Source organism: Myceligenerans indicum (genome assembly GCF_016742955.1).
GTDB lineage: Bacteria > Actinomycetota > Actinomycetes > Actinomycetales > Cellulomonadaceae > Myceligenerans > Myceligenerans indicum.
The window spans coordinates 17,805-30,160 of record NZ_JABBYC010000013.1 but is presented as its reverse complement, the minus strand read 5'-3'; the positions used below and the strand labels follow the sequence as shown (position 1 = coordinate 30,160).

8 protein-coding genes are annotated in these 12,356 nt (G+C 74.4%); all 8 read left to right on the top strand.

The window, feature by feature from the left end:
* Positions 1-40: 40 nt before the first annotated feature.
* On the top strand, positions 41-337 hold the full coding sequence (locus HGK34_RS09780) for a WXG100 family type VII secretion target (protein ID WP_201846632.1): 297 nt from the start codon (positions 41-43) through the stop codon (positions 335-337).
* Between the two features lie 4 nt (positions 338-341).
* Positions 342-632, top strand: coding sequence for a hypothetical protein (locus HGK34_RS09775; RefSeq protein ID WP_201846630.1), 291 nt, complete (start codon positions 342-344; stop codon positions 630-632).
* A 48-nt stretch (positions 633-680) separates the two neighbouring features.
* Positions 681-2,123, top strand: a complete 1,443-nt coding sequence (locus HGK34_RS09770) for a hypothetical protein (RefSeq protein WP_201846628.1) — start codon at positions 681-683, stop codon at positions 2,121-2,123.
* Complete coding sequence (locus HGK34_RS09765; RefSeq protein WP_201846626.1) at positions 2,123-2,842, top strand: hypothetical protein; 720 nt, start codon at positions 2,123-2,125, stop codon at positions 2,840-2,842. Before HGK34_RS09770 ends, HGK34_RS09765 begins: the two co-directional genes overlap by 1 nt.
* Positions 2,839-3,540 (top strand): hypothetical protein, encoded by a 702-nt coding sequence (locus HGK34_RS09760; protein WP_201846624.1) that lies wholly within the window; start codon positions 2,839-2,841, stop codon positions 3,538-3,540. Before HGK34_RS09765 ends, HGK34_RS09760 begins: the two co-directional genes overlap by 4 nt.
* Before the next feature lie 25 nt (positions 3,541-3,565).
* Positions 3,566-5,227, top strand: a complete 1,662-nt coding sequence (locus tag HGK34_RS09755; protein WP_201846622.1) for a hypothetical protein — start codon at positions 3,566-3,568, stop codon at positions 5,225-5,227.
* A gap of 1 nt (position 5,228) precedes the next feature.
* Positions 5,229-9,743, top strand: coding sequence for an FtsK/SpoIIIE domain-containing protein (locus HGK34_RS09750; RefSeq protein WP_201846620.1), 4,515 nt, complete (start codon positions 5,229-5,231; stop codon positions 9,741-9,743).
* Between the two features lie 235 nt (positions 9,744-9,978).
* A complete protein-coding gene (gene helR / locus HGK34_RS09745; protein WP_201846618.1) occupies positions 9,979-12,300 on the top strand; it encodes an RNA polymerase recycling motor ATPase HelR in 2,322 nt (773 codons plus the stop codon).
* Positions 12,301-12,356 lie beyond the last annotated feature (56 nt).

The window sequence follows — 12,356 nt, the reverse complement described above, 5'->3', positions numbered from 1 at the left end:
CCACCCGATCGATCGCCTGCGCACCGAGAGGACACCCGTCATGCCGAACATCAACGTGACCTTCCAGGAGATGGAGGACGCCGCCGCGCGCATGCAGCAGGAGGCGGCCGACATGCAGGGCAAGCTCGACCAGCTGCGTTCCATGGTCGACAACCTGGTGCAGGACGGCTACGTGACCGACAAGTCCTCCAAGCGCTTCGACGAGTGCTACAAGGACCTGGACAAGGGCGGCAAGCAGCTCATGGAGGGCCTGGACGGCATCGGCCAGTACCTCAAGGAGGCGGCCGGGGCCCTGCGCAAGACCGACGAGGAGCTCGCCAACGCCCTGAACAAGTGACGCCATGGCCGACATCATCGTGACCAAGGCCGTCCTGGAGGACTCCGCCAAGGATCTCAAGGCGATCAACGACGAGTTCAAGCACATGGACGCCATGTGGCAGGGCGGCGACATCTGGGGCCACGACGTCGTGCGGAAGGCGATGGACGACTTCGTCGACGACTGGTGGGTCAAGCGGGAGAAGCTCCAGACCAACCTCGACGACCTCACCAAGAAGATGGACAAGGCCGCCGAGACCTGGACGGACACCGACGAGCAGCTGGCGGCCGTGTTCGACGACGAGTCGCAGCAGTGACACGAGCCGCACCCGCGGAGCCCTGCTCCGCCGCAGTGAGGAGAAGCGATGAGCGCGGTCCGTGACGGGAGGTGGGACCTGCTCGGGTACGACTCGGACCCCGTTCCCGCCGCCGCCGAGGGGCTGGACGAGATCATCCGGCACTACCAGGACATCGCCGCGGCGATGACCGAGCAGGCAGCGCTGCTCAAGAAGATCGGGGACGGCGAGGAACGGCTCCTCAAGGGCCAGGCGGCGGACGCGATGCGCAAGCGGGCCCGCGAGTCGGCCGGCTCGCTCGACAAGGCGGCGGGGCGGTACGCCGACGTGCGGGACGCGATCGTCGGCTACCGGCCTGCCCTGGCGAGCGCGCGGTCGGAGACCGGTACCGCCCTGGCCGCCGCCGAGGACGCCCAGAGGGCGCTCGGCTCCGCGGAGGGCATGCCCGACCCCGTCAACGAGGAACGTCCCGAGGACGCGCCCCCGCTCACGCCCCAGGAGCGCCAGGACTCGTCGGACCGTTCGGCGGCCATCGGCAGGGCCGACAGCGCGCTCGCCGACGCCCGGACCCGCGCCACGAACGCCCTGGGCGCCCTGCAGGCGGCCGCCGAGAGCGCGGCGGCCAGGATCCGCGAGAACTGGGGCAGCGACGGACTGCACACGAGCGGCTGGGACGCCTTCGTCTTCCGGCTCAACCAGGTCCTCAAGAAGCTCGTGGAGATCCTGGGATACATCGGCATCGCGCTCGCCGTCCTGGCGGTCCTGATCCCCGGCCTGGGCCTGGTCACCCTGCTCGGCGTCGTGGTCACCGTGGCCTCGACCGTCTTCAGCCTCGTGCTCGCGGCGCAGGGCGAGGGGAGCTGGCTCAGCGTCATCCTCGGCGTGGTGAGCCTGGGACTGGTCGGCGTCGGGGCGATCGCCACGAAGGCGCTCAAGGGCGCCCAGGGCGCCGGCCTCACCGGCGGCAGGGCGCTGGAGGCGGCCTGGGGCCGCGTCCACACCCTGAAGAACCTCAAGGACTTCATCCGGACCGGCGGGGGCATCTTCCGGGTGCCGCGCCGCCCCGTCCCGGGCTCGTGGCAGGCGGGAGTCGAGCGGGATCTGGGCACGTGGATCGCGAACCTCGAGCGCTGGACCCAGTTCGCGGGAAGGACGAGCGTCAAGCCACCGTGGTGGCAGGTGACCAACCCGAGGTACTGGCAGGTCGAGGCGAGCCGGTTCAAGGACGTGTTCGCGGGCAACTGGCGCTGGGACCGCGTGATCGGCCTCAACGACATCAACGACCTCGGCAAGATCAACGCCACGATCGGCAACCTGCTGGGCTCGGCGAGCTCGTTCCCGGTCCGGTGGTGGATGTACGTGGGCCCGGCGGCGTTCAGCTTCGGCTGGTTCACCTCGCTGTGGGGCCAGGCCGTGACGCCGACGAACTTCGGCCCGGACGACCTGCGCAGCAGCTTCGACTGGTGGAAGGACGCCGACTACAGCGGCCTCTACTCGGAGAACCCCGTCTGATGGCGAGCATCCCCACGCACCCGAGCCCGGGCTCCGGCTTCTCCTGGACGGTGGAGGCGCCCGCGGGCTGGCTCGTCGTACCGCCACGGGGGTTCGTCGCGGCCGCGACCATCTCCGAATGGGAACGGAACGCCGTCGCCCTCGTCGCCGACTCCCTCGGGCCGGATCCTGACCCGGGCCCTGCCCGACCGGACGGTCGAGCCGCCCTGTCCGGCCCTGCCACGGACGACGACCCTGCCACGGACGACGACGTCCGTGCCGAGGGCCTGCGGATCGCCGCCGCGGCCGTCGCCGGGCTGCGCGAGTTCGCCGACGGCGTCGCCCCCGACGGGAACCGCGTCCTCGCGGCGGTCGGCGTCCTGGGCCGCACACCGGTCCCCGTGCTGGTCGCGGTCGGCACCGGGCCCTCCGACGACGACGGCGCGGGCCTGCTGGCCGCGCTCGGCGCCACGGGCGGCACCCCGCTCGTCCCGCCCACGATCGAGTACCCGGACCTGCCCGACGGCGACGGTGTGCGGGTCACGCGGCTCGACGTCGGCGAGGGCACCGGCGGAGCCTGGGTGAGCGTGACCCTGGGACGCCGCACGGAACACGGCGATGCCGTGGCGGACACGGTGCTGGTCTGCCGCTCGCAGGACCTGTTCCTCGGCGCCGTGCTGTCCGACCTGCTCGACGAACTGCTGCCCGCCGTGAAGATCAGCCGGAGGGACGCATCATGACCGAACGGACCGCACCCGCACAGGCCGGTGGCCCGACCGCCGCCTGGGCCATGCTGCTCCCGCCCGGCTGGGCCCGGTTCCCCACGGGCGCGGGCCGCGCACGGGAGCTCGACGCCGCGATCGAGCAGGTGGTGGCCCGTGCGCTGCCCGACACCCTGCCCCGGGACACGGCCGAGCCGCACCGCCGCCTGCTGCGCGACACCTTGCACTCCACGCTTGCCGAGGCGGTCGACGCGGGTGCCGGCGCGGTCTACCTGCCCACCGAGCCGCTCGACGGGGTGATGGTCCCCGCCTCGATCACCGAGGTGGAACTCGTGAGCGACGCCGGGGCGAACCCGGTCGAGGTCGCCGCCGGACTCCTCACCGACGGCTACGAGGAGAGCGACCTCGTCGAGCTCGACGGGCGTCCGGGAGTGCGCCTGGCGCACACCGAGCACGCGGTGCGGCGCGACGGCGACGTCCCCGAGCTGTCCACCCACCAGGTCGTGTACGCCGTCTCCCGCGACGAGGCGCTCGGCGAGTGGCTCGTCCTGTCCTTCAGCACGGTCTGGAACAGCGAGGACTCCGAGAGGCTCGCCGAGGCTCTGGTCCTCTTCTTCGACGCCGTGATGGGCACCTTCCGGTGGGCCGGCCCCGGCGCGAGCCCCCTGACCCTGCCGGACCGGGCCGTCCCCGGATCGGCCCCACCCCGTACCTGACGATCTTCCAGCACCCGGAGCACCCGTGTCCCGAATCCGAAACCTGATCGCCGCGGCCGCCGCGGCGATCGCCGCTCTGCTCCTCGCCGGAGGGATTCCGGCAGCCGCACAGGAGGCCGCGGCCGCCGTGCAGGAGGTCCCGTCCTTCGCACAGGACGACGGCGAGAGCGTCACGTACTACGTCGTGCAGGACAAGGGCGACGGCGAACCCGAGTTCCTCTTCGAGATCGCCCAGCGGTACCTGGGCGACGGAGGACGGTACACCGAGATCTTCGAGCTCAACGAGGGACGTCGTCAGGCCGACGGCAGCGTCGTCACGACCCCGGAGGTCCTGCTGCCCGGCTGGGTGCTGCGGATGCCCGAGGACGCCGAGGGGGAGGGGATCCGGCACGGCCCGCTGCCGGACGGGGTCTCGGCGGCCGGAGCCGCCGGCACGCCGTCGGCCGGCACGCCGGCGGGCACCCCGCCCGCCACCGGGGAGACCGGTGCTCTCGACGACGCCGTCCCGTACCACGTCGTCGGACGCACACCGGAGGGCGAGGTCGAGTACCTCTACCTCATCGCCGAGGAACTCCTGGGCGACGGCGAGCGGTGGCCCGAGATCCTCGAACTGAACCAGGGACGTCCCCAGCCGGACGGGGGCGCGCTCACGGACCCCGAGGTCGTCCACCTGGGCTGGGTGCTCCAGCTTCCGCCGGACGCCGAGGGAGAGGGCGTCGAGCACGGCCCGCTCCCCGTGCCGTCCGCGGCGGACCCGTCCCCCACGGCCGAGGACGAGGGCGGCTCCCCGGCCCCCGGTGCGGAGACGAGCACCGCGGGCTCCCCGGGGGCGGCGCTCGCGGTCGCGGTCGGGGCCGGGGTGCTGCTCGTCGGCGCCGCGGCCGGCGTCTGGTTCGTGCTGCGACGTCGCCGGACGGCGCGGCAGGAGGAGCCGTTCGACGACAGCCTGCTGCGCACCGACACGTCGTCGGCCTGGATGGTGGACCGTGCGCTGCGGGTGCTCATGGCCGGGTGCGAGCGTGACGGCGTGGACGTGCCGGACCTCGCGGGGGTGTTCGTCGAGGGAGCGGTGATGCGGCTGCGGCTGCACAACCCGGCCACGCCGGCACCCGCCCCGTGGGTGGTGAGCGAGGACGGTGCGAGCTGGTCGGCGCAGATCGGGCGGTTGCAGACCGAGCCGGCGTCGTCCGCCCCGACCGGCCGGTACTCCCGGCTGGTCACCGTCGGCGTCGGGGAGAGCGGTCGCGTCCTGATCGACTTCGCGCAGGCGCGAGGCATCATCGGCCTCGACGGCCCCACCCGGGCCCGGCACGAGGTGCTGCGCCGCTGGCTGGGCGAACTCACCACGAACCCGTGGTCGGCCGATCCGCGCGTCGTGATGGTCGGCAACGGACTGCCGCAGCAGGAGGCGGCCGAGCACGTGGCCGGCATCGAGCAGGTGACGCCCGAGCTGGTCCTCGGCGAGGGCGGTGTGCTGGTGCTCTCCCGGCCGCCCGCCGTCGAGCAGCAGGAGATGCTGGCCGCGCGGTTCGCGGACCTGCGGTTCGGCTGGGTCGTGATCGTGCTCGGCGCCGCCCCGGCCGCCCGGTGGCGGTTCACGGCGGGTGAGGACGGCTGGCTGCGCAGCGGCTTCCTGCCGGACGTCCGGTTCGACGAGCAGACGGCGGCCCGCCGGACGAAGGCATGAGATGCGGGTACTGATCACGGCGCGGCACGGCGCGCGCGAGGCGCTGCTGTCGCTGGACGTGGACGAGGCCACGAGGCCCGCCGACCTCGCCGAGCGGCTGGGGGCGGAGGTCGGGGCGGCACCGGGCAGCGCGATGTTCCTCGACGGACGCCAGGTCGTCCCGGCCGGCGGCCCCCAGGACCGGCCCGAGGCCGAGGTGATGCCGGTGGCCGACGCCGGGCTGCGCGACGGCGCGGTGGTCACGTTCCTGCCGCCCGGGCCCGCTCTCGGGGCGGCTGCGGGGGGCCCGGTCGACCTGTGCGTGACCGGTGGCGCCGGTGCCGGCGCCGTCGTGCGGCTGGGCGTGGGCGAGTCGGTCCTGCAGGTGGCGCCGGACGGACGGGTGCGCGTCGACGAGCGGCACGAGGGCGGGCTCGCGGCGCTGGCCGTCGTGGTCGCGCTGGACGGGCGCGTGAGCGTCCGGCGCCTGCCGGACCCGCGGTCCGCGGCTCAGAGCGTCCTGCACGACCGTCTCGCTGAGCCGCTCGGGGACCAGGACGTGTCCTGGCCCCCCGGTACGCAGGTGCGCATCGGCCCGAGCGTGCTCACCGTGCAGCCCGCCACACGCGCCGACGCCGACCTGCGGCCGGGCAAGGAGCCGGGAACGCTCGACTACAACCGTCCGCCCCGCCTGCTGCCCCCGATGCCGGCCACCCGCTTCCGCCTGCCGGCCGAGCCCCGCCCACCCGCACGGAACCCGCTGCCGTGGCTCGCCATGGCGATGCCCGCGGTCCTCGGGGTCACCATGGCGCTGGTCTTCCGCTCGCCCTACTACCTCGCGTTCGCCCTGGCCTCACCCCTCATGGGCCTGGGCAACTGGTGGATGAACAAACGCAACGGGCGCACCACGCATGCCGAACGCCTGCGGCAGCACGCGCGGGAGCGAGCCGCGCTGGAGGCGGAGGTCCTCGACGCGGTCCGGCGCGAGCAGCACCTGCGCCGACTGTCCAGCCCCGGCGCGGCGGAGCTGCGGGTCATCGCGACGACACCGACCCGCCGCCTGTGGGAACGGCGCGACACCGACGCCGACCACCTGGCCGTCCGCCTCGGCCTGGCGGACGCCACCGGTCGGGTCGAGGTCGAGGACATGGCCGAGCCGGAACACCGGCGCACGACTCGTGCGACCGTCCGCTCCGTCCCCGTGACGGTGTCGCTGCGCGAGGCCGGGGTGGTGGGGATCGCCGGGCCGGGGGACTGGCCGCGGCGCCGTGCCCGCTGGATCGTGGGGCAGCTCGGGGTCCTGCAGAGCCCGCGCGACGTCCAGATCTATCTCCTCACCAGCCCGGAGCACGTCGAGCAGTGGGCGTGGGCGGCCTGGCTGCCGCACGCCCGCCCCGGACTCGGGCAGGACGCCGTCGCCCTGTTCGGCACCACCACGGAGACGCTGGCGGCCCGTGTCGCCGAGGTCAACGCGCTCATCACCCAGCGGCGCGCGGCCACCGAGGGGATCGGCGGCGGCAAGGCCGCGTTCGGACCCCAGGTGGTCGTCGTGCTCGACGGCGCCCGGCGCCTGCGCACCCTGCCGGGCGTGGTGGCGATCCTGCGTGACGGGCCCGCCGTCGGCGTCAGCGTCGTGTGCCTCGACGGCGACGAGCAGCTCCTGCCGGAGGAGTGCACCGCCGTCGCGCAGGCCCGGGCCGACGGTGGGATGACACTGCGCCGCCAGGACACCGACGACCTGCGCACCGTGACCGCCGACGAGGTCGCCGACGACTGGTACGAGCCCGTCGCCCGTGCCGTCGCCGCCGTCCAGGACGTCACCGCCGCCGGGAGCGAGGGGATGATCCCCGACTCCGCCCGCCTCGTGGAGGTGCTGGGCATCGAGGACGCCGACGCCGACCAGTTCGTGGCCCGCTGGAAGGGTGTCGGCACCGCCGGCAGCACCCTGGCCACCGTCGGCGTCTCGCTGGACGGGCCCTTCGGGCTGGACCTCGTCAAGGACGGGCCGCACGCCCTCGTGGGCGGTACCACGGGGTCCGGGAAGTCGGAGTTCCTGCAGACCGTCGTCGCCTCCCTGGCCGTGGTGAACACGCCCGAGACGATGAACTTCGTGCTCGTGGACTACAAGGGCGGCGCGGCGTTCAGCCGGTGCGAGCACCTGCCGCACACCGTCGGCATGGTCACCGACCTGGACACGCACCTGGTGGAACGCGCCCTGGACTCCCTCCGGGCCGAGCTCACCCACCGCGAGCACGTCCTGGCCGCCGCCGGCGCCAAGGACCTGGAGGACTACCTGGACGCGCAGCGGCGCGGCCACGACGGACCCACGCTGCCCCGCCTGCTCATCGTGATCGACGAGTTCGCGTCCATGGCCCGGGAACTGCCCGACTTCGTCACCGGCCTGGTCAACATCGCCCAGCGGGGCCGGTCCCTGGGCATCCACCTCATCCTGGCCACGCAGCGCCCGTCCGGCGTCGTCTCCCCGGAGATCCGGGCCAACACCAACCTGCGGGTGGCCCTGCGGATGACGGACAAGGGGGAGTCCCAGGACGTCATCGACTCGCCCGAGGCCGCCGAGATCTCGGGGTCCCAGCCCGGCCGGGCCTACGCCCGCCTCGGCCACGCGTCCCTCATCCCGTTCCAGTCCGCCCGGGTGGGCGGACGGCGGCTGAGCCGGGCCGACGCCGCCGAGATCCCGCCGCCGTTCGTCGCCCGCGTCCCGGTCACGGGCCTGGGAGGAGCCGTGCCGCGCCGCCGCCGGACCGAACGCCGGCAGGAGACCGGGACCGACCTGGCGGCGCTCGTGGACACGCTGCGCGACGCGGCCGCCGCCGGAGGGTGGACCGAGCCGCGCAGACCCTGGCTGCCGGCCCTGCCCACGCTGCTCTCCCTGACCGACGTACCGCGGCCCGACACGTCACAGCCCGACGCGTCACAGCCCGACACGTCTGGGCCCGGACCGTCGCGGCCGGGCGGCCCCGTCCCGGAACCCGGCGGCACGGCCCGGTTCGCCTGGGCCCTGGAGGACGAGCCGTCCGCCCAGCGGCAGGGGCCCTCCGTCATCGACCTGGACGAGTTCGGGCACCGCTACGTCGTCGGGGCACCCGGCAGCGGGCGCTCCACGGCCCTGCGCACGACGGCGTTCGCGGCCGCGGCCGCCCTGCGCGTGACCGACCTGCACCTGTACGCCATCGACTGCGGCAACGGGGCGCTCGCGGTCCTGGACGAGCTGCCGCACACCGGCGCCGTCGTGCAGCGCGGGCAGGAGGACCGGGTGCGGCGACTGCTCACCCGCCTGCGGGCGGAGCTCGGGCGGCGGCAGAAGGTCCTCGCGGACGGGAACTTCGCGAACGTCACCGAGCAGCGGGAGACCGCCGGGCCCCGCGAGCGGCTGCCGCGGATCCTGGTGCTGGTCGACCGGTGGGAGAACTTCGTCAGCACCTACGGCGACTCCGACAACGGCGCTCTCCTGGACGCCGTCACCGAGCTCCTGCGCGACGGCGCGAGCGCCGGCGTCCATCTGGTGGTCGCCGGTGACCGCAGCCTGCTCTCCAGCCGCATGAGCGTGCTGACCGACGACGTCGTCGTGCTGCGCCTCACCGACCGGTTCGACTACGGGATGGCCGGGATCAACCACAAGAAGCTTCCCGAGGAGGTCCCGCCCGGGCGGGCGTACCGCGGCGGCAGCGGTCTCGAGACGCAGGTCGCGATCCTCGGGGAGGACCCCGCCGGCCGGGCGCAGAGCGCCGCGGCGCGCGAGCTCGCGGGGGCGGTCCGGCAGCGGGAGACGGTGCCGCCGGGTACCGGACCGTTCCGCGTGGACGACCTGCCCACGACCGTCACGCTGGACGACGCCTACCGCTACGCCGGCCCGGAGGCGGCTCGCCCGATGTGGGCGATGCTCGGGGTGGGCGGCGACGACCTGACCGCGCTGGGCGCGGACCTGGCCGGTGACGCGCCGTCGTTCCTGGTGGTGGGGCCGGCGCGGTCCGGCCGGTCGACGATGCTCGCCGCGATGGCCGAGTCTCTGCTGCGAGGCGGGACCGAACTGGTGGTGATCGCCCCGCGCGCGAGCCCGCTGCGAGACCTCGCGGGGCGCGACGGCGTGCGTACCGTGCTCACGGACCCTGACGACGTCACCGAGGGTGCGCTGGCCCCGCACCTCGACCCGGACCTCGACCCGGCGGGCACGCCGGTGGTGCTCGTCGTGGACGACGGCGAGCTGGTGGCCGACTGCCCCGCCAAGGGCTGGCTGCGCTCCTGGTTCCGGACCGCGGGCGACCACCGGCGCGCGCTCGTGCTCGGCGGGGACGCGTCGGAGGTCGCGAGCGGGTTCTCCGGGTGGCAGGTCGACGCCAAGAAGCACCGGCGCGGCGCGCTGCTCAGTCCGCAGGACCGGTTCGACGGCGACCTGGTGGGCGCGAGCCTGCCGAGATCGGCCGTGTCGTCACAGGTGGCGCCCGGGAAGGCGCTCGTGCACCTGGGCTCGGGGGAGCTGACCACGGTGCTGGTGCCCACCGTCCCGCTGCCGGCCTGACTCCGGCCGGCGGGCGCGCAGGCGCCGTGCTGCGGGGAACGTGTTGCGGGGAACGACGAGGGTACGGAGCGTCGTGTTCCCCGTTCCCTTTTCAACGTATAGCGCACAGGGGGTCTTGCGGCAAGGCCCCCCTCCTGTCGCACAGTGGTGCACCCGAGCCGCGGCCTCGCCAGGCCGCGAACCCGCCGGGATCCCGCACCCATCGCCCCGACCGGGCACGAGCGACCGGAGCGCCATGAGTTCCCTGACCACACGTGTGTTCGAGCTGCCCGAGCGGCTGGCGGCGAAGGACGACCCCGCACTGATCGCCGACGACGAACGACACCTGGCGGCCGTCGCCGGGAGCATCGAGCGGTCCGTCGCCGGGCTGACCGCCCGCCTCGACGCCGCGCGCAGGGCGCCCGGCGGCCACGGCCAGCAGGCGCTCGACCGCGACCAGGAGATCCACCGTCTCAGCTCCCGCCTGCGCACGCTGCGGCGCTACGGGGTCGATCTGTGCCTGGGCCGCATCGTCACGGCGGGCGGGGAGACCGTGTACATCGGCCGTCTCGGGCTCACCGACGCCCCCGGCGGGGTGGACGCCGCGGCGGGCACCGGTGCTCCCGACGGTGCGGGCACCGCGGGCGGCGCGCAGGCCGCCGCGGGAGACGGCGCCGTCCCCGGTGACGACCGGGGCGGCCGGCGCCTGCTGGTCGACTGGCGTGCCCCCGCGGCCGAACGGTTCTTCGCGGCCACGCACGCGGACCCGATGGGCCTGGTCAGCCGGCGCCGGTACCGCTGGGCGCGGGGCCGGGTCACCGACTACTGGGACGAGGTCTTCACGCCGGAAGGCCTGGAGGGGAACGCCGCGCTCGACGACCAGTCCGCCTTCGTCGCGAGCCTCGGGGCGAGCCGGTCCCCGCGGATGCGGGACGTGCTCGGCACCATCCAGGCCGACCAGAACACGATCGTGCGCGCGAGCTCGGACGGCGCGCTCGTCGTCGACGGCGGCCCGGGCACCGGCAAGACCGTCGTCGCCCTCCACCGCACCGCCTACCTGCTCTACCACGACCCGCGCCTCGGCCACCGGCGTGGCGGGGTGCTGTTCGTCGGCCCGCACCAGCCCTACCTGGCCTACGTCTCCGACGTGCTGCCGAGCCTCGGGGAGGAGGGCGTGCAGACCTGCACGCTGCGCGACCTGGTCCCCGAGGGGGGCCGCGCCGCCCCGGAGAGTGATCCCGAGGTGGCCCGTCTCAAGGCGTCGGCGGCCCTGGTGAAGGCCGTCGAGCCGGCCGTGGGGCTCTACGAGAACCCGCCCGCCGCGGGCATGCTCGTCGAGACGCCGTGGGCCGACATCTGGCTCGCGCCCGAGGACTGGGCCGAGGCCTTCGCGGCCGCCGATCCCGGCACGCCCCACAACGAGGCACGCGACCAGGTCTGGGACGCACTCGTGGACGTCCTGGCCGACAGACTCGCCGACGCCGATCCCGACTCCGGCCTCGGGGACCGTGCCGGCGACGAGGACGAGTTCGACGCCTACGGGATCGCGGGCGAGGCGGTAGACGCGCCCCTGCGCCGCGCGCTCGCGGCCAACCGTGACCTGGTCCGCGCCTTCGCCCGCGCCTGGCCCGTGCTGGAGCCCACCGACCTGGTCGGCGACCTCTGGTCGGTCCCCGCCTACCTGCGCCTGTGCGCCCCCTCGCTCACGCCTGACGAGGTGCGACGGCTCCAGCGCGCCGACGCCCAGGCCTGGACGCTGTCCGACCTGCCGCTGCTGGACGCGGCCCGGCTGCGGCTCGGCGACCCCGAGGCCTCGCGGCGCCGCCGGCGGCAGGAGGCGGTCGCCGCCGCCGAGCGCGAGCGCATGTCCCAGGTCGTGGACCACCTGATCGCGACCGACGACTCGGACCTGGGGGTGATGTCGATGCTGCGCGGCCAGGACCTGCGCGGCGCCCTGGTCGACGACGCCGCCCTGCCCGCCGTCGACCCGGACCGGCTCGCCGGCCCGTTCGCGCACGTCGTCGTGGACGAGGCCCAGGAGCTGACCGACGCCGAATGGCAGATGCTCCTGGCCCGGTGCCCGTCACGGAGCTTCACGATCGTCGGGGACCGGGCCCAGGCCCGGCACGGCTTCCGGGAGTCCTGGACCGAGCGGCTGGATCGGGTCGGGCTCACCTCCGTCCGGACGGCGTCGCTGAGCATCAACTACCGCACGCCCGAGGAGGTCATGGCGGCGGCCGCACCGGTCATCACCGAGGCGATCCCGGACGCCAACGTGCCGACGTCGGTCCGTGGCACGGGAGTCCCGGTGCGGTACGCGCCGGCCGCGGAGCTGGACGCCGTCCTGGCGGCCTGGCTCGACGAGCACGCCGAGGGGACCGCGTGCGTCGTCGGTGACCCCACCTTCGAGGAGACGGACCGGGTCCGGTCGCTGACGCCGCGGACCGTCAAGGGGCTCGAGTTCGACCTGGTGGTCCTGGTGGACCCGGAGGCGTTCGGGACCGGGATCGAGGGGGCCGTCGACCGTTATGTCGCGATGACCCGTGCGACACAGCAGCTCGTGGTCCTGACGAGCTGAGCGGGGCCCAGACGGCTGCAGGCGATCGCCGTTCCTGCTGGTGAATACCCTTTTCG